The organism is Sphingomonas sp. BK235, assembly GCF_004345855.1.
Taxonomy (GTDB): Bacteria; Pseudomonadota; Alphaproteobacteria; order Sphingomonadales; family Sphingomonadaceae; genus Sphingomonas.
The window spans coordinates 562,533-580,610 of the sequence record NZ_SLXN01000001.1; the positions used below are offsets into that span (position 1 = coordinate 562,533).

The 18,078-nt window shown below is 70.5% G+C and carries 17 protein-coding genes; 4 read left to right on the forward strand and 13 right to left on the reverse strand.

Annotated features, from left to right (window positions below):
- Positions 1-40 precede the first annotated feature (40 nt).
- Positions 41-1,420: a family 43 glycosylhydrolase gene (locus EV292_RS02610; protein ID WP_243693569.1), complete on the forward strand. Its 1,380-nt coding sequence runs from the start codon at positions 41-43 to the stop codon at positions 1,418-1,420.
- A gap of 43 nt (positions 1,421-1,463) precedes the next feature.
- Here the strand turns inward: EV292_RS02610 and EV292_RS02615 are convergent, their stop codons facing one another.
- The 7 genes from EV292_RS02615 to cyoA all read right to left on the reverse strand — a co-directional run bounded on the left by EV292_RS02615 (position 1,464) and on the right by cyoA (position 8,288).
- On the reverse strand, positions 1,464-1,994 hold the full coding sequence (locus tag EV292_RS02615) for a response regulator transcription factor (RefSeq protein WP_207913321.1): 531 nt from the start codon (positions 1,992-1,994) through the stop codon (positions 1,464-1,466).
- Positions 1,991-3,289 carry an ATP-binding protein gene (locus tag EV292_RS02620; protein WP_243693570.1) on the reverse strand — a complete coding sequence of 433 codons (1,299 nt, stop codon included), beginning with the start codon at positions 3,287-3,289 and terminating at the stop codon, positions 1,991-1,993. The genes EV292_RS02615 and EV292_RS02620 overlap by 4 nt, the downstream gene beginning before the upstream one ends.
- A 216-nt stretch (positions 3,290-3,505) precedes the next feature.
- On the reverse strand, positions 3,506-4,189 hold the full coding sequence (locus EV292_RS02625) for an SURF1 family protein (RefSeq protein WP_132907609.1): 684 nt from the start codon (positions 4,187-4,189) through the stop codon (positions 3,506-3,508).
- Complete coding sequence (cyoD, locus tag EV292_RS02630) at positions 4,186-4,614, reverse strand: cytochrome o ubiquinol oxidase subunit IV (RefSeq protein ID WP_132907610.1); 429 nt, start codon at positions 4,612-4,614, stop codon at positions 4,186-4,188. The genes EV292_RS02625 and cyoD overlap by 4 nt, the downstream gene beginning before the upstream one ends.
- Positions 4,614-5,246, reverse strand: coding sequence for a cytochrome o ubiquinol oxidase subunit III (gene cyoC, locus EV292_RS02635; RefSeq protein WP_132907611.1), 633 nt, complete (start codon positions 5,244-5,246; stop codon positions 4,614-4,616). Before cyoC ends, cyoD begins: the two co-directional genes overlap by 1 nt.
- A 5-nt stretch (positions 5,247-5,251) precedes the next feature.
- A complete protein-coding gene (cyoB, locus tag EV292_RS02640) occupies positions 5,252-7,252 on the reverse strand; it encodes a cytochrome o ubiquinol oxidase subunit I (protein ID WP_132907612.1) in 2,001 nt (666 codons plus the stop codon).
- Positions 7,253-7,259: 7 nt separating this feature from the next.
- Entirely contained in the window at positions 7,260-8,288 is a 1,029-nt protein-coding gene (cyoA, locus tag EV292_RS02645) for a ubiquinol oxidase subunit II (RefSeq protein WP_243693624.1), read from the reverse strand.
- Positions 8,289-8,509: 221 nt separating this feature from the next.
- Between cyoA and EV292_RS02650 the strand changes: the two genes are divergently transcribed.
- Positions 8,510-9,832 carry an MFS transporter gene (locus EV292_RS02650; RefSeq protein ID WP_132907614.1) on the forward strand — a complete coding sequence of 441 codons (1,323 nt, stop codon included), beginning with the start codon at positions 8,510-8,512 and terminating at the stop codon, positions 9,830-9,832.
- Here the strand turns inward: EV292_RS02650 and EV292_RS02655 are convergent.
- From EV292_RS02655 to EV292_RS02680, 6 genes are all read right to left on the reverse strand, one after another.
- On the reverse strand, positions 9,801-10,370 hold the full coding sequence (locus tag EV292_RS02655; protein WP_132907615.1) for a uracil-DNA glycosylase: 570 nt from the start codon (positions 10,368-10,370) through the stop codon (positions 9,801-9,803). The genes EV292_RS02650 and EV292_RS02655 overlap by 32 nt on opposite strands.
- A 448-nt stretch (positions 10,371-10,818) precedes the next feature.
- Positions 10,819-12,612: an ATP-binding cassette domain-containing protein gene (locus EV292_RS02660; RefSeq protein ID WP_207913322.1), complete on the reverse strand. Its 1,794-nt coding sequence runs from the start codon at positions 12,610-12,612 to the stop codon at positions 10,819-10,821.
- Positions 12,613-12,794: 182 nt separating this feature from the next.
- Positions 12,795-13,247, reverse strand: a complete 453-nt coding sequence (locus tag EV292_RS02665) for a YiiD C-terminal domain-containing protein (RefSeq protein ID WP_132907617.1) — start codon at positions 13,245-13,247, stop codon at positions 12,795-12,797.
- Between the two features lie 18 nt (positions 13,248-13,265).
- Complete coding sequence (locus EV292_RS02670; RefSeq protein WP_132907618.1) at positions 13,266-14,501, reverse strand: M20 family metallopeptidase; 1,236 nt, start codon at positions 14,499-14,501, stop codon at positions 13,266-13,268.
- A gap of 42 nt (positions 14,502-14,543) precedes the next feature.
- Positions 14,544-15,230 carry a peptidylprolyl isomerase gene (locus tag EV292_RS02675; RefSeq protein ID WP_132907619.1) on the reverse strand — a complete coding sequence of 229 codons (687 nt, stop codon included), beginning with the start codon at positions 15,228-15,230 and terminating at the stop codon, positions 14,544-14,546.
- The gene (locus EV292_RS02680) at positions 15,227-15,772 is read right to left on the reverse strand and encodes a hypothetical protein (RefSeq protein ID WP_243693571.1); all 546 of its coding nucleotides are present in this window, start codon (positions 15,770-15,772) and stop codon (positions 15,227-15,229) included. Before EV292_RS02680 ends, EV292_RS02675 begins: the two co-directional genes overlap by 4 nt.
- A gap of 128 nt (positions 15,773-15,900) precedes the next feature.
- Here EV292_RS02680 and EV292_RS02685 point away from each other — a divergent pair, with 128 nt between their 5' ends.
- Positions 15,901-16,338 carry a phasin family protein gene (locus EV292_RS02685; protein ID WP_132907621.1) on the forward strand — a complete coding sequence of 146 codons (438 nt, stop codon included), beginning with the start codon at positions 15,901-15,903 and terminating at the stop codon, positions 16,336-16,338.
- A gap of 63 nt (positions 16,339-16,401) precedes the next feature.
- The gene (gene rmuC, locus EV292_RS02690) at positions 16,402-17,826 is read left to right on the forward strand and encodes a DNA recombination protein RmuC (RefSeq protein ID WP_132907622.1); all 1,425 of its coding nucleotides are present in this window, start codon (positions 16,402-16,404) and stop codon (positions 17,824-17,826) included.
- Positions 17,827-18,078 lie beyond the last annotated feature (252 nt).

The window sequence follows — 18,078 nt, forward strand, 5'->3', positions numbered from 1 at the left end:
CCGCACGCACCGATAGCGGGCGGGCGGCGGGAGAGCGATGATGGGGCGAGGGTGGATCGGCTTGGGTGCGCTGGCGATGGCGGCCGTCGCACGGGCGCAGGCACCGGCGGGGCCGATCAACAACGGCTCGCCGTTCACGACGGTCACGGGGGAGGTCGTGCAGGCGCATGGCGCCGGCGTCATCAAGGTCGGCGCTTATTACTATCTGCTCGGTGAGAACCGCGACGGCTATCGCTTCAAGGCCGTGTCGATGTACCGCTCGACCGACCTGCGGCGCTGGGAGTTCCGCCGCGACATCCTGACCAGTGCGAGCGCGCCGAGCCTCAGGGTCGCCAATGTCGAGCGCCCCAAGGTGATCTACAACGCCGCCACCCGCAGATACGTGCTCTGGGCGCACAAGGAGAATGGCGAGAATTACAACGAGGCGCGCGTCGTGGTGGCGACGTCGGACACGGTCGACGGCGATTATGTCTATCAGCGCGAGTTCCGTCCGCTCGATCATGAATCGCGCGACATGACCCTGTTCGTCGACGACGACGGCAGCGCCTATCTGATCTCCGCCGCGGCGAACAACTACGATCTCAACATCTACCGGCTGACCGAGGATTACACCGCGATCGCCGCGCTGGTGACGGTGATCAAGGGCTATCACCGCGAGGCGCCCGCGCTGTTCAAGCGCGACGGCACCTATTTCCTCGTCACGTCGGGCGCGACGGGCTGGAATCCCAATCGCGCCAGCTACCAGACCGCTGCGGCGATGGCCGGGCCCTGGACCGCGCCGAGCTACATCAGCGACCCGCGCACGTACAATTCGCAGCCGACCTTCGTGCTGCCGGTGACGGGGTCTGCGGGCACCTCCTATCTGTATCTCGGCGACCGCTGGGCGCCCGCGACCGGGCAGCAGCCCAACGACTCCACCTATGTCTGGCTGCCGCTGACCTTCCCGACCGCGACCTCGGTCGAGCTTCCCGGCGCGTCGCAGATCACGGTCGATACCGCGGCGGGGACGGTGGCGCTCGGCCATGCGGGCACGACGCTGGCGACGCTGCGCTCGGCGTCGCGCCGGGCGTGCGCCCGCGTCGCCGATCAGTCGCGCAGCTATGAGGCGGGGGTGATCGCATCGGATTGTCGCCGCGACCCCGGGGCGCTGGTGGAGGCCCGCGCCGAGGGCGCCGACCTGCGCTATGTCTTCCAGCACAGCGGTCTGTGCCTCGCCGAGGCGAAGTCCACCGCCGAGGTGGTCCAGACCGACTGCACCGTCGGCACGCGCGCCGCCTGGTCGATGGCGTCGGGACGGCTCCTCAATCGCGCCAGCGGACGCTGTCTCGTCGTCGCGGGCGATCCGCGCGCGCGCGGCGGCAAGCTCGTCACCGAAGCCTGCGGTTCCGGCGACGATGAGCGCTGGATCCTGGTGTCATGAGCGGCGGGCGCGGAGCCTCCCCGATGCCGACGCGCGCGCTGGCCTATAGATGCCGCTTGCCCAGCTTCCGCGCTAGCGTCCGCCGGTGCATCCCCAACCGCCGTGCCGCCTCGGAGACGTTGAAGCCGCAGTCCGCCAGCGTCTGGTGGATGTGCTCCCATTCCAGCGTGCGGAGCGAGGTGGGATGCGCCACCAGCTCGACCGAGGCGTCACCCTCGCCCGAGGCCTGGAAGGCCGCCTCGATATCGTCCGAATTGGCCGGCTTGGACAAATAGTTGGTCGCCCCCAGCTTCACCGCCTCCACCGCGGTGGCGATGCTGGCGAAGCCGGTGAGCACCACGATCCGCATCGCCGGATCGATCGCGTGGAGCCGCTCGACGCAGGTCAGCCCCGAGGCATGGCCGAGCCGCAGGTCGACCACCGCATGGTCCGGCTTCAGCTCAGCCGCGGCGGCATCGAGCTCCTCCGGATCGGTGATCGCGCGCACCTGATAGCCGCGGCGCTCGAACGAGCGCGCCAGCGTGCGCGCGAACACCGCGTCGTCCTCGATGATCAGCAGGCGGCGCGCGCTCATGATGGCTCCTCCGGGATCGAGATCGCGGCGAGCGGCAAGGTCAGCGTCACCTCGCTGCCGCCGCGCTCGCGGTTGCGCGCCGACACCGTGCCGCCCAGGGTCCGCAGCACGTTGACCGCGAGGAACAGCCCGAGCCCGGCGCCGCGCCGCGCCTTGGTGCTGAGATAGGGCTTGCCCAGCCCGTCGAGGATCGACGGCGGGAAGCCGGTGCCGTCGTCGCGCACCGCCAGCACCAGCCGGTCGCCGTCCCACCAGGCGCACAGCGAGATCGTCTTCGCGCCCGCCTCGACCGCATTGTCGAGCAGGTTGGTGATCGTCTGCGCCAGCGCCTTGTCCGCGACGATGCGCGGGTCGCTCGTCATCAGATGCTCATAGGCCGCGGTCGGCCCCTTGCTCTCGTTCCACGAGTCGACGATCCCCGATAGGAAGGTGCGCAGCGTGGTGCGGACCGGGGCGTTGCCGCGCACCTCGCCCGAGGCGAGCAGCACCTGGCTGAGGATGTCCTTGCAGCGGGTCACCTCGGCGCGCATGTCGTCGAGATCGGCGAGCAGGGCGGGCGAGCGCGCGATCGCGGGCTCGCGCGCCCAGTCACCCAGCATCACCGCGATCGAGCTGAGCGGCGTGCCCAGCTCGTGCGCGGCGCCGCTGGCGAGCAGCCCCATGCGCACGATATGCTCCTCCTCGGCGGCGCGCTGGCGCAGCGCGGCGAGGCGCGCGTCATGCTCGGACACGTTGCGGACGATGCGCGTGACGAACAGCGCCAGCAGCGTCGCGGTCAGCGTGAAGTTGAACCAGCTCGCCGCGACATAGGGGACCGAGAGTTCGGACGCCCAGAGGCGCGGGAGGGGGAAGGGCGGGGCGGCCCAGGCGAGCCAGGCGAACAAGGTGCAGGTGATCACCACCATCGCCCAGCTCGTCCAGCCGCGCAGCAGCAGCGCGGCGATGACGACCTGGAGCAGGAAGAGCGTGACGAACGGGTTGCTCACCCCGCCGCTGAGATAGAGCTGGGTGGTGAGGCAGGCGACGTCGACCAGCAGGGTCGCGAACAGAGCGGCGTTGGTGATCGGGCGGCGCTCGACGACCTGGTTGACCGCGACGTTGAGCGCGACCAGCACCGCCAGCGCGCCGAGCATCGGCACCAGCGGCAGATGCACGCCGACGACGAAATGGACCAGCAGGATCGCGGCGAGCTGCCCCGCCACCGCGAGCCAGCGCAGCAGCGCGAGCAGGCGGACGTTGCGTCCGCCCGGTCCGCCGCGCGCGAGCGGTCCGAGCATGTTGGCGAGGTGCGGCATGAGGTTAGTCTAATGGGTTTCGTGGGCGCGTGACATGGCGTTGCAGCGTGTACGATGTCGAACAGGACGTTCCGTCATCCCGGACGTGTTCCGGGATCCACCGACCCGCACACGCACGGGCCAATGGCCGGCGGCGACGTGGACCCCGGAACAGGTCCGGGGTGACGGTGCGCCACGATGATAGCGCAAGCGCGTGATGCAGGACGGCCGAGCCGCTCACGCGTCCCGCGGCGCGCGCGCGATCCGGTACGCGAGATAGGCCATCATCGCCGCCAGCGTGAACCAGGTCAGCGCGTAGATCAGATGGGTGTTGCGGAAGCGGACCACCGTCAGCCCGCCGCGCGGCCAGCCGGTCGCCCCGCCCGCATCGGCGTCGATGAAATAGGGCGCGACCGCACCCAGCCGCCGCGCGCGCGCGATCGCGTCGGTGTCGCGCGAGTACCAGCGATCCGCCGCGGGATCGTTGTCGCGCAGGAACGCGCCCTCGGGCTCGCTCACCCGCAGCAGGCCGGTGACGGTCGCCTCGCCAGTGGGCGCGCGGATCGCGGCGCGGTCGCCGCGCGGGACGAAGCCGCGGTTGATCAGGATCGTGCCCCCCGCGGTGTCGAGCGGGGCCAGCACCCAATAGCCGCCGCCCAGCTCGGTCACCGCCTGGACGAACACCGGCGCGGCGGCGCGCCAGCGCCCGGTGGCGCGCACGCGGAGATAGGCGCTGTCGTCGTCGATCGTGCGCCACGCCGCGCGCGGCGGCGGGGCGACCGGCGCCGCGGCGAGGCGGCGCTCGACCCGGTCGATCAGCGCCAGCTTCCACGCGCGCCGCTCGACCTGCCACACGCCCAGCCCGGCGAGCAGCGCGGTGGCGAGCACCGCGAGCGCCAGGAAGACGTACCGCCGCGTCACATGCCTGCGCCGGACATCTCCGCCTGCATCTGCGGCATCATGTTGATGTTCATGTGATACATCACCCAGAGCGAGCCGGCGATCACGATCACCACGATGATCACGGTGAAGATCAGCGCCAACATGGTCCAGCCCGCCTCGGACTTGGTGTTCATGTGCAGGAAGTAGATCATGTGGACGACGATCTGCACCATCGCCAGCGCCATCACGATCCCCGCGGTCACCCGCGCGTCCGCGATCGCCCCCGTCATCACCAGCGCGAAGGCGGGCGCGGTGAGCAGCACCGAGAGCAGGAAGCCGATCCAATACCCCTTGCGCGAGCCATGCGCGGCGCCGCCGTGCGGGTCGTCGTGCCCGTGGCCGTCCCCCTGCCCGTGGCTGTGCGCGTGATCGGCGGCGTGGCCGTGATGCGTGTCGGCGCTCATCAGCGCAGCACTCCCAGCAGATAGACGAAGGTGAAGACCCCGATCCAGATGACGTCGAGGAAGTGCCAGAACAGCGACAGGCATTGCAGCCGGCGCAGATTGGCGTCGACCAGCCCGCGGCGCGACACCTGCACCATCAGCGTCACCAGCCAGATGATCCCGAAGGTGACGTGCAGCCCGTGCGTCCCCACCAAAGTGAAGAAGGACGACAGGAAAGCGGAGCGCTGCGGCCCCGCGCCCTCGTGGATCAGATGGCTGAACTCGTACAGCTCGATCGCGAGAAAGGCGGCGCCGAACAGCCCGGTCACCGCGAGCCAGCCGAGCACCGCGCCCTGCTTGCGCTCGTCCGCGTTGATCATCGCGAAGCCGTAAGTGATCGACGACAGCAGCAGCATCGTCGTGTTCACCGCCACCAGCGGCAGGTCGAACAGCTCGCGCGCGGTCGGTCCGCCCGCGTAGCTGCCGCCGTACACGCCATAAGCCGCGAACAGCATCGCGAAGATGAGGCAGTCGCTCATCAGGTAGAGCCAGAAGCCCAGCATCGTGCTGTGCCCGGGCGGATGCTCGTGCTCGTCCAGGTCGTAGAAGACCGGATTCTCCGCGCCGGGCGGGGTCTGCGTCATCGTGCTCATCGGTCTCAGATCCCCGCGGTCTGGAGCGCGTGGGTGCGCGCGTCCTCGTTCTTCACGACATCCTCGGCGGGGATGTGGAAGTCGCGGTCGTAGTTGAAGGTGTGCCCGATCGCGACCGCGAGCAGAGCGACGAAGGCGAGCGCGGCGAGCCACCAGATGTACCAGATCATCGCCACGCCGAAGACCGTCGACAGGCCGGCGAGGATGATCCCCGCGCCCGTGTTCTTGGGCATGTGGATCGCGCGGAAGCCCTGGGTCGGGCGCTCGGCCTTGCGCTGCTTCATGTCGTGCCACGCGTCGAGGTCGTGGATCACCGGCGAGAAGGCGAAATTATAGGCCGGCGGCGGCGACGAGGTGGCCCATTCCAGCGTGCGGCCGTTCCACGGGTCGCCGCTGACGTCGCGCAGCTTCTCGCGGTCACGGATGCTGACGTAGAATTGCATCAGCATCGCGCCGATCCCGGCGGCGATGATCAGCGCGCCGACGCCCGCGACCACGAACCAGATCTGCAGGCTCGGATCGTCGAAGGCGCGCAGTCGCCGCGTCACGCCCATCAGGCCGAGCACGTAGAGCGGGGTGAAGGCGACCCAGAAGCCGACCACCCAGCACCAGAAGCTGATCGTGCCCCAGAAGGTCTCCAGCTTGAAGCCGAACGCCTTCGGCCACCAGTAATTGACCCCGGCGAACATGCCGAACAGCACCCCGCCGATGATCACGTTGTGGAAATGCGCCACCAGGAACAGCGAGTTGTGGAACTGGAAGTCGGCCGGCGGCACCGCCAGCATCACGCCCGTCATCCCGCCCACCACGAAGGTGAGCATGAAGGCGACCGCCCACATCATCGGCAGCTCGAAGCGGATCCGGCCGCGATACATCGTGAACAGCCAGTTGAAGATCTTCGCGCCCGTCGGGATCGAGATGATCATCGTCGTGATGCCGAAGAAGCTGTTGACGCTCGCGCCCGAGCCCATCGTGAAGAAATGGTGCAGCCACACCAGATACGACAGGATGCAGATCACGATCAGCGCGTAGACCATCGACGTATAGCCGAACAGCCGCTTGCCCGAGAAGGTGGACACCACCTCCGAGAAGACGCCGAACGCGGGCAGGATCAGGATATAGACCTCGGGGTGACCCCAGATCCAGATCATGTTCACGTACATCATCGGGTTGCCCCCGCCGGTGTTCGTGAAGAAGTTGGTGCCGACATAACGGTCGAGGCTCAGCATCGCCAGCACCGCGGTCAGCACGGGGAAGGCCGCGACGATCAGCACGTTGGTGACGAGCGCCGACCAGGTGAAGATCGGCATCTGCATCAGGCTCATGCCCGGTGCGCGCATCTTGATGATGGTGGCGAGCAGGTTGACGCCCGAGAGCAACGTGCCCACGCCCGCGATCTGCAACGCCCAGACGTAATAATCCACGCCGACGTCGGGGGAGTAATCCAGCCCGGAGAGCGGCGCCATCGCCAGCCAGCCGGTGCGCGCGAACTCGCCGACGAACAGGCTCATCATCACGATGACGGCGCCGCTGACCGTCATCCAGAAGCTGAAATTGTTGAGGAAGGGGAAGCTGACGTCGCGCGCGCCGATCTGCAGCGGGACGACATAGTTCATCAGCCCGGTGACGAACGGCATCGCCACGAAGAAGATCATGATGACGCCGTGCGCGGTGAACACCTGGTCATAATGGTGCGCGGGCAGGAAACCGTCGTTGCCGCCGAAGGCGAGCGCCTGCTGCGCGCGCATCATCAGCGCGTCGGCGAAGCCGCGCAGGAACATGACCAGCGCGAGCACGATGTACATGATGCCGATCTTCTTGTGATCGACGCTGGTGAACCACTCCTTCCAGAGATAGCCCCACAGGCGGAAATAGGTCAGCGCGCCGAGCAGGGCGGCGCCGCCCAGCGCCACCACCGCGAAGGTGCCGACCAGGATCGGCTCGTGGATCGGGAAGCTCTCGAGCGTGAGCCGCCCGAAGATCGTCTTTACGAGATCGTCCGACATGATGTCCTCAGGCCTCCTCGGAGGCGTTGGCGCGCAGCGGCGCCGGAAGGTCGAGCCGGGTCATGTTGCGGTTGCTCCCGGCACCCGGATCATTCTGGCCCGGCGCGGCGCCGTGCGGCGCGCTGAGATGCGGCGACTCGCCCTTGTCGGACGGGTCGCGGGTCAGCGCGCCCTCGGCCTCGCCCTCGCGCGGCGCGCGGTCGTTCACGGCGGTGCCGCCGTGCGACATGCCCTGCATGCAGCTCGTCCCCGGCTTGACGCAGATGCCGACGACGCGGTGGAACAGCATCGGGTCGACGCTGCCGAAGCCGATCGGGCGCACCTTCTCGCTCGGCTGCTCGAGCCGGAGGTAGGTCGCCGCGTCGAGCCGCGCGCGTTGGCGTTTCACCCCGGCCGCCCATTGGTCGAACCGCGCGGGCGAGACCGAATGCGTCCAGAAGGTCATGTGCGAGAAGCCCGCGCCCGAGTAATTGGCCGAGCGCCCCGCGAACACGCCCGGCCGGTTGAGCACGCCATGGAGCACGGTCTCCATCCCCGGCATGGTATAGACCATCCCCGCCATGGCCGGGATCCACAGCGCGTTCATCACGCTCGACGAGGTCATGGTGAACTTGACCGGGCGGTCGACCGGCACGACCAGTTCGTTGACCGTCGCGATCCCCTGCTCGGGATAGATGAACAGCCATTTCCAGTCGAGCGACACCACCTGCACCTCGAGCGGGCGCGCGGTCGCGGCGACGGGCTTGCCCGGCGCGGTGCGCGCGAGCGGGCGATAGGGGTCGAGCGTGTGCGTCGCCACCCAGGTCAGCGCGCCGAGCGCGATGATGATCAGCAGCGGCGCCGACCAGATCACCAGCTCCAGCCCGGTCGAGTGATCCCAGTCGGGCTCGTAGCTCGCCTCGGTGTTGGTCGCGCGATAGCGCCAGGCGAACAGCACGATTAGCGCCATCACCGGCACGATGATGAGCAGCATCAGCACGACCGACCAGACGATCAGGCTCGATTGCTGCACCGCGACGTCGCCGGCGGGGTTCATCACCACGGTGTCGCAGCCGCCGAGCGCGGCCAGCGCGCCGAGCGCGAGCAGCCGCGGCCAGAGCGACGCGCGACGCCGCGGGGACGGTGAAGGGGGCAGGGGGGTCATGGGCGCGCAGCTAGGCTTTGCTGCGGCGCAGCGGAATAGGACATTTTGTCCCATCCCGGCGTTGTGGCACATGCGCTAGAGAGCCGCGCGATACGTCCGATCGGGAACATGTAATGGCCACCGCACATTCCGCGCTGCTCGAGCGCGACGCCCGCAACCTCAACACCCGGGATGACCATCAGGTCCGTCCCGGCGAGATCGCGATCGGCGTGATCATCGGGCGGACGTCGGAATTCTTCGACTTCTTCGTCTATGCCATCGCCTCGGTGCTGGTCTTCCCGACGGTGGTGTTCCCGTACCTGGAGCGGGTCACCGCCACGCTCTGGTCCTTCGCCTTGTTCCCGCTGGCGTTCATCGCCCGCCCGATCGGCACGCAGATCTTCATGTGGGTCGATCGCCGTCACGGCCGCGGCACCAAGCTGACGATCGCGCTGTTCCTGCTCGGCACCTCGACGGTGCTGGTCGCCTTCCTGCCCGGCTATGCCGAGATCGGCGGCTGGTCGGCGATCCTGCTCGCGCTGTTCCGCGTCGGCCAGGGCATCGCGCTGGGCGGCGCGTGGGACGGGCTGGCCTCGCTGCTCGCGCTCAACGCGCCGGAGAAGCAGCGCGGCTGGTGGGCGATGGTGCCCCAGCTCGGCGCGCCGCTCGGCCTGGTGGTGGCGAGCGCGCTGTTCGCCTTCTTCGTCTCGACGCTGCCCGCGGAGGATTTCATCTCCTGGGGCTGGCGCTACCCGTTCTTCGTGGCGTTCGCGCTCAACGTGGTGGCGCTGTTCGCGCGGCTGCGCATCGTCGTCACGCCCGAATATACCGAGCTGTTCAAGAGCCGCGAGCTCACCCCGTCGCCGGTCGGCGCGACGGTGAAGGCGCAGTGGCGCAACATCATCATCGGTGCCTTCGCGCCGCTCGCCAGCTTCGCCCTGTTCCACATGGTGACGGTGTTCCCGCTCTCCTGGGTCAATCTCTACACGCGCGAGGACATCGCCAGCTTCCTGCTGATCGAGACGATCGGCGGCGTGGTCGGGCTCGGCGCGATCGTGCTGTCGGGGCTGCTGGCGGATCGGATCGGGCGGCGCAGCGTGCTGGGCTACACCGCCGCGGGTATCGCCGCCTACAGCGGGTTCGCGCCGCAATTGCTCGGCGGCGGGCGCGCGGGCGAGCTGCTGTTCATGGTGATGGGGTTCCTGCTGCTCGGCCTGTCGTTCGGCCAGTCGTCGGGCGCGGTGACGAGCAACTTCCCCAAGCGCGCGCGCTACACCGGCGCGGCGCTGACCTCGGATCTCGCCTGGCTGTTCGGCGCGGGCTTCGCGCCGCTCGCCGCGCTGGCGCTGACCCAGGCGTTCGGTCTGGTCGCGGCGGGGGCGTATCTGCTCTCGGGCGCGCTCGGCACGCTCGCGGCGCTGGGGCTCAACGTCGAGCTGGCGCGCCGGCTCGACTGAGCCGCGCCGCGGCCGCGGCGAGCGTCGCGGCAATCGCGCGCGGCACCGCCGGGCTGGTGCAGACATAGGTGGGCGAGGGGTGCGGCATCGTCAGCACCCCGACATGGGGCCGCTCGCGCGCGACCAGCGCGGCGGCCTCGCGCGCGACACGGCCCGCGAGGACGACCACTTCCAGCCGCGGCAGCAGGTGGAGCAGCGGTGGGAGGAGCGCGAGCCCCTCGGCGATCTCGCCGCGGCGGAGCGGGCGGTTGCGCTCGCCGCGGGCGTGGACGTTCCACGGTACCGCGTTCCACAGCAGCGTGTCGTGCCGCTCGATCCCGGCCTCGGCGAGGAAGCGCTTCAGGTTGCGCGACGTGCCGGTGGCATGGTCGCGCGAGACGATCGCCGGGCCATGCGCGCCGGGGGTCTCGAGCAGGAGCAAAACGCGCGCCGCGGCGCCCCCGTCGTTCGGGTCGAAGCCGGGGACGTCGCGCCCGCCGGTGGCGAGCTGTGAGCGCCAGTGTTCGAGCGCGGAGTGGGCGGCGGTGTCGGCGGACATCACGTGTCTATCGCGGGCGCGGCCATGCAGAGCTACCAGCCGCGGTAACGCGGATCCCTCCTTCCGCGGATCGGCGAAGAGCTCCCGTCATCCCGGCCTCGAGCCGGGATCCATGGTGCCGCGAGAGCAACGCGGGCGGCTCTCGCGGCGCAATGGATCCCGGATCAAGCCCGGGATGACGAGTGGAGCTAGCCGCCTTCGCGACAATGAACCTTTTGGGTCCGGAGCCATGGATCCCGGCTCGAGGCCGGGATGACGGGAGTGGAAGCGGCTCTAACAACAATTCGACGATCCCCCGTGGGGAAGCGAGGGCGTCCGTGGGGCGTAGGGGACAGCGCTTTCCATCCACGCACCGGCAACCTTCCTGCCAGCGAGGCGGATCGCGGGCGCCATCCTCTCCACGGGGGGCGAGGATGGCCGGGACATACGCGCTATCCCCGCCTCCCGTTCACGCCGCCGCGCGTGCGCCTGCATCGTCGTTCGCCGCCGGCACGGAGAGCCCGCCGTCCGCCGCGAGCTGGGCAAAGGCGCCGCCGCGCGCGAGCAGCTCGTCGAAGCCGCCCTGCTCGACGATCCGGCCCTGGTCGAGCACCACGATCCGGTCCGCGGCGCGCACGGTGGAGAGCCGGTGCGCGATCACGAAGGTGGTGCGGCCCTGGCGCAGCCGCTCCAGGCTCTCCTGCAAGCGCGCCTCGGTGGCGACGTCGAGCGCGCTGGTCGCCTCGTCGAGCAGCAGGATCGGCGCGTTCTTCAGCAGCGCGCGCGCGATCGCGATGCGCTGACGCTCGCCGCCCGACAGGCCCGCGCCGCGGTCGCCCACCGGAGTGGCGAAGCCCTGCGGTTTGCGCATGATGAAGTCATAGGCGCCGGCGATCCGCGCCGCGTCCTCGATCTGCTCCATCGTCGCGTCCGGGTTGCCCATCGCGATATTCTCCGCGATCGAGCGGTTGAACAGCCCGGCCTCCTGGAACACCACGCCCGTGGCGGCGCGCAGCGAGGCGAGCGTGACGTCGCGGATATCCTGCCCGTCGACCAGGATGCGCCCGCTCTCCGGATCATAGGCGCGCTGGAACAGGCCGAGCGCGGTCGACTTGCCCGACCCGGTCGGGCCGACGATCGCGACCGTCTGGCCCGGCTCGACCTCGAAGCTGAGGTCGCGCACCGCGCCCGAGCCGGTGGGATAGCGGAACGAGACCTGCTCGAAGGTGACCCGCCCCTCGCTCACCGCGAGCGGGCGCGCGTCGGCGGTCTCGCCGATGTGGCTCTGCTGGTCGAGCACGTCGAAGAACTGCACCAGCGCGGGGAGGCGCTGCGCCTTGTCGACGATGAAGCTGGTGATCGTCTCGAGCCGCGCGATCAGCAGCGTCGCGAAGCCGACGAAGGAGACGACGTCGCCGATCGTCGCCAGCCCGCGCGACACCAACGCCGCGCCGAAGCCGAAGATCGAGACGATCGCGATCGACGAGGCGCCGCGCGTCAGCACCGCCGAGACCGCCCACCAGTTGAGCACCGGATATTGCGCGTGGAGCAGGTCGTGGAGCGAGCGGCGCACGTTGCCCAGCTCGCCCGGCACCGCGAGGAAGCTCTGCAGCACGGTAACGTTGCCGAACAGGTCGCCGAGGTTGCCCGAGATGTCGGTGAAGCGGTCCTCCACCTGCGCCTGGCCGGTCGAGGTATGGCGCATCACCACGAGGTTGACCGCCGAATAGACCACCATCAGCGCGACCAGCACCAGCGCGAGCCGCCAGTTGGTGGCGAGCGCGATCGGCAGCAGCACCGCGACGATGGCGAGATTGGTGATCTGGTCGCGCAGCAGCGGCAGCCACAGGTTGAACAGCGCGTCGCAGCCCGAGATCATGATCCGCATCAGTCGGCCCGAGCGCGCCTGGGTATGGAACGACGGCGGCAGCGCGAGCAGATGCTCGACGTAGGAGGACATGGCGGCGAGGCGGCGACGGTGCGCCATGCGGTCGGCGAGCAGCGAGATGACCACGCTGGCGAGGAACACCGCGACGCTGATCCCGCACCACATCGCGACATAGCGCATCGGCCCCGCGCCCGAGGTGAGGCCGTTGACCGCCTTGCCGAACAGCAAAGGCTCGCTGACCTGGAGCAAAGCGACGAGCAGGCCGGCGCCGATCAGCGACCCGGCCTTGATCGTCTCGGGCCGCAGCAGCGCGAGCGCGCGGAGAAAATACCGGTGCGAGCGCTGGGGCTCGGCGGGCGTCAGGGGGGCGGACATGGGCTGGGCCATGATCGGTCTCGTCGCTGGAGCTGTGGTGAGCGTCCCGTCGTCGCCGCTTGCCAATCGTCCGGAACGCCGCCCCCCTAGGCGCGTGATGGTTAATGCTTAATGATCGGGCGCCGAAATGAGCCATTGACGCGACGAGCGGCGCCTGATGCGAGGAACTTCTCGGTGCCTGTTCAATGGGCCCGCAACAAAGCCACGAAGCGCCCGTCTAACCTGCCCGCCGCGACACCGTCGTCGGTGACCAGCGCGGCATGGACCGTGACCCGTGCGCGCCCGCGCCGGCGCAGTGTCCTGACGAACAGCGGCCAGTCGGCCGGGGCGGTCAGCGCGGCGCGCGCGGTGAAGGCGCCGGTGACCGGCGCGTCATAATGCATGTGGTTCGACTGGATGACGACCTCGCTGTCCACCTCCTCGCGGACAAGGCGGAGATGCACGAGCGACCAGGCGGCGAGGATCCCCAGCGTCGACAGGCTGCCACCGAAAGCGGTGCGCTTGTGGTTGACGTTGGGCGCCAGCGGCGCGCTCAGCTCGACCGCGTCCGGGCTCGCGCCGACGACCGTCACCCCCATCGCCGCCGACAGCGGGATCTGGCGGTGCAGATAGCGCTCGAGTTGCTCGCGCTCCATCGCCGCGCCGCGACCGGCTCAGTCGAAGCCGCGCTCGAGGAAACGCTCCGCCAGCGCGCAGTGCATCGCGACGCCGGTGGCGAAGACCTGCTCGTCGATCGTCATCCGCGGGTTGTGGAGCGGCGGGTTGGTCTCGGGCGTGGTCCCCGGTGCCGCGGCGCCGATGAAGGCGATCGCACCGGGCAGCTCGCGCAGCACATAGCTGAAATCCTCGCCCCCCATGATCGGCGCGGGCATCGTCGCCCAGCCCTGCGGGCCGCCGATCTCCTCCGCCATCGCGCGCATCAGCCGGGTCGCGCGCGGATCGTTCATCGTCACCGGATAGCCCTCGTCGATGTGCGTCTCGACGGTGCAGCCGTGCGCCTCCGCCACCCCGCGCGCGACCTGGTGGAAGGCGGCGCGCGTCGCCTCGCGCGTGCCCGGCGACAGCGTCCGCAGCGTCCCGGCGAGCTGGACCGCGTCCGGGATGATGTTGTGCGACGCGCCGGCGTGGATCTGCGTGATCGTCAGCACCGCCGGGTCGGCGACGGGCACGCGCCGCGCGACATGCTGCTGGAGCGCGGTGACGATCGCGCAGGCCACCGGGATCGGATCGATCGCGTCGTGCGGCATCGCGGCGTGGCCGCCTTTGCCGCGCACGGTGGCGCGCACCGTGTCGGTGGAGGCGAGCAGCGCGCCCTCGCGCCCGATGAACACCCCGGCGGGCGCGTTGGGCAGGACGTGGAGCGCGAAGGCGGCGTCGGGGCGCGCGCGGTCGAGCAGCCCGTCGGCGATCATCTCGCGCGCGCCGTGATGCCCTTCCTCACCGGGCTGGAACATGAAGACGATCGTGCCCGCGAGCCGCTCGCGCCGCGCTGCCAGCGCCTTGGCCGCCCCGACCAGCATCGCGGTATGCGCGTCATGGCCGCAGGCGTGCATCGTGCCCGGCAGCGTCGAGGCGAAGGGCAGGCCGGTCTCCTCCTCGATCGGCAGCGCGTCCATGTCGCCGCGCAGCAGCACGGTGCGCGCGTTGGAGCCGGCATGGTCCCCGCCGCGCCCGCCGCGCAGGATCGCGACGAAGCCGGTGGTGCGCGTGCTGTCGTGGATCTCCAGCGGCAGCCCCGCGAGCGCTTCCTTGGCCTTGGCGGTGGTGAGCGGGCAGTGCAGCCCCATCTCGGGCTCGGCGTGGATCGCGCGGCGCAGCGCGATCACGTCGGCGAGCTGCTCGGCGCCGAGCGCGCTCCAGTCGGTGGGCGAGTCGAGCGGTGGGGACATGCGGGAACTCCTTCGCGCCGCACCCTAGCCCCGCGCGCGCGACTAGTCGACGCGGCGCGCGGCGGTGATCGTGATCACGGGGGCGAGCATCTGGCCCTTCATCACGCCCTCGCCGAGCGTCGGCGAGGTGGGGGCGGCGAGGATGCGCCGCACCACGTCCATCCCCTCGATCACGCGGCCGAACGCGGCGAAGCCCGGATTGTCGGGGGTGGCGTCCATGGAGCTGAGGTCGCCCACGGTGATGAAGAAGTCGCCCGCCGCGGTGCCCGGCGCGGCCATCGCCATCGACAGCGTGCCGTCGCGATGGCTCAATCTGGTGAGCGTGGTCGGCTCGTGCTTGATCGCGGGCAGCGTGCGCTTGGGATCGTTGCGCGTGCCGAACTGCGCGAGGCCATAGCCGTCCGCCACCTTGACCGCGCGGTAGAAGCCGATGCCGTCGAGCTTGTGCTGATCGACGTAGCGCAGGAAATTGGCGGCGGTGACCGGCGCGGCCTTGGTATCGACCCCGACGAGGATCTCGCCCGCCTGGGTGGTCAGCCGCACGCGGGTGAGCGCCGCGAGATCCGCGGGCGCGGCCGGCGCGGCCGCGGGCGGCGGTGTCGTCGTCGCGGGCGATGCTTCCGGCGCCTGCCCCGCGGGCGGCGCCACCGGCACCTGCGCCGCGGTGGCGTCGGACTGCCCAGCCGGCGCGCCCTGCGCCGCGAGCAGCAGCGCCAGCGCGGCGATCATGCCGCCACCCGCGGCCAGCGCGCGATCAGCACCGGCAGCGACGTCGCCCGGGTGCCGCTGAGCTGGAGCACGTAGCGGCCGGGCTCGAGCTGGAAATCCACCATCTTGCGGATGCCGCTGCACGCCGGACCGTGGCCGTGCGCGCTCGCCGTCAGCGCATGCCCCGCGCGCACCACGTCGATCCACGCCGCGTCGCCCAGCGCGACGCGATAGGTGCCCGGCCGCGCCACCTGGAACAGCGCGAGCCCCGCGGTCTCGCCCTCGTCGGGCACGCGCTGGGGCACCAGCGCGGGGGTGACCTGCTCCACCGGCGCGAGCCGCAGATCGGCGCCGCGCCCCACCGCGATCACCGGCGCGCTGCGAGTGCTCGTCCCCGCCGCCAGCGGCGCGCGCCGCGTCCAGCCGTCGAGGCCCGCGGGCAGCACGCCGCGCGACACCGCGCAGCGCGGATCCGCGCCCGCGTCGGCAGCGGGGGCGAGCGGCGCCTGCGCGGCGGGCAAGGCCGCGGCGAGCAGGGGGAGAAGCAGCGAAACAGTGGACATCATCGGCTCCATGGCGGAACGTCTCTCTACGCCGTCGGCGCCCGCGCATCCAGCCCGGGAGTCCCGCGGTGAGGCAGAGCGGCGACCCGCGCCCCGACGCGGTCGACCGCCGAGACAGGAGAGCGAGGATGAGCGACTCGAGCGACAAGGACGCCGGCCCCGGTGCGACCCGAGACGACGCCACCGCGCGTATGGCGGATCAGGCGCGCCGCGGCGCGGAGCAGATGCGCGACGCCTTCAACGAACATGTCGTCGATCCGGCGCGTCGGGCGGGCGAGGCGATGCGCGCGTCGGGCGAGCGCATCGCGCAGAACGGCTCGGCGCTGGGGAGCACGATCATCGACCAGGCCGAGGCCAATGCGCGCGAGGCCTTCGCCGCGCTCCGCTCGGCCGCGGGCGCGCGCGACCTCACCGAGGTGATGCGGATCCAGGGCGACTATCTGCGTCAGCAGGGGCAGCGGTCGATGGAACAGGCGCGCGAGATCGGCCAGCTCATCATGCAGTTCGGCCGCGAGGCGATCCATCCCGCGGGCAAGACCGAGCGCGACGAGACCGACGACGGCTGAGCGTGCGCCGCGCCCGCGACGCATCGCTTGCGGGCGCGGCCTCGTTCGATCTATGTTCCGGGGATGACCGATCTCTTCCCCGTCGCGCTGGTGGCGCTCGCGCTCGGCGCGCTTGCCGGCTGGCTGCTGACCCGTGCCGCGGCCGAGCGGATGCGTGCCGAGCGCGACGCGCAGGCCGAGCAGTTCCGCCGCGCCATCGCCGATCTCGCCGGCGCGGAGGAGCGCGCGCGCGCCGCCGAGCCGCTCCGCGCCGAGCTCACGCAGGCGCGCGACGAGCGCGAGGCGGCGCGGCTCGAGGTGGCGCGGCTCACCGCCGAGGGGCGCGCCGCCGAGCAGCGCATCGCCGACCTCAAGCTGGCCGCGGACGAGCTCAGCGCGCGCTTCCGCGACGCCGCGCAGACCGCGCTGACCGACGCGCAGAAAGCCTTCCTCGAGCGTGCCGAGGCGCGGCTGCGCCAGTCCGAGGAACAGGCGGGGCAGGGGCTCAAGGCCTTGCTCCAGCCGGTCAACGACCGGCTCCAGCGCTATGAGGAAGGCGTCGCCAAGATCGAGGCGGAGCGGCGCGACGCGTTCGGTCAGCTCCACGGCCAGATCGAGGCGATGCGCGCCGGGCAGGAGCGCGTCTCGGGTGAGGCGGCCAAATTGGTCAACGCGCTGCGCAACGCGCCCAAGGCGCGCGGGCGCTGGGGCGAGCAGCAATTGCGCAACGTGCTGGAGTCGTGCGGGCTCGCCGAGCACACCGACTTCCAGATGGAGGTCAGCGTCGCGGGCGAGGACGGCGGGCGGCTGCGCCCCGACGCGATCGTCCGCGTGCCCGGCGGCAAGTCGCTGATCGTCGACGCCAAGGTCTCGCTCAACGCCTATCAGGACGCGTTCGGCGCGGTGGACGAGGCGGAGCGCCAGCTCGGCCTCGCCGCGCACGCCCAGTCGATGCGGGCGCACGTCAGCGCGCTCGGCGCCAAGGCCTATTGGACCCAGTTCGCCGACGCGCCCGAATATGTCGTGATGTTCGTGCCCGGCGAGCATTTCCTCTCCGCCGCGCTGGAGCATGACCCGGTGCTGTGGGACTATGCCTTCGAGAAGAAGGTGCTGCTGGCGACGCCGACCAATCTGATCGCGATCGCGCGCACTGTCTCGGCGGTGTGGCGGCAGGAGAAACTGGCGCGCGAGGCGCAGGAGATCGGCGCGCTCGGCAAGGAATTGTACGCGCGGCTGGCGACGATGGGGACGCATGTGGCGCGGCTGGGCAAGAATCTCGACACCGCGATGGGCGCGTACAACAGCTTCGTCGGCAGCCTGGAGAGTCAGGTGCTGACCAGTGCGCGGCGGTTCGAGGCGCTCAACATCGACACGGGCAACAAGACGATCGACGCGCTGCCGGTCGGCGAGCAGGCGGCGCGCCCGCTGACCAAGCTGGTCGCGGCGGAGCCCGCGCTGCCGAGCGGGGAGGGGCTGGTCGCGGGCGTGCTGGAGGACGCGGCGGACTGAGCGGACGGCGCTGTCGTGCCGCCTTCGCCGCCCCTGACCTGACCCGCGGCGTCCCCTCCCGCCGCCGTCATCCTGAACTTGTTTCAGGATCTACCCGGCCGCGCGTCCCACCGTCCTATAGATGCGCGGCACCGTGGATCCTGAAACGAGTTCAGGATGACGGCGGGGTTGAGTGGGTAAGGACCGTCTCTCCGTCGGCGGCGCGACGCGTTCGCCCTGTTCTACGTCCCAAGCTCCGGCTCAACGAGGTCG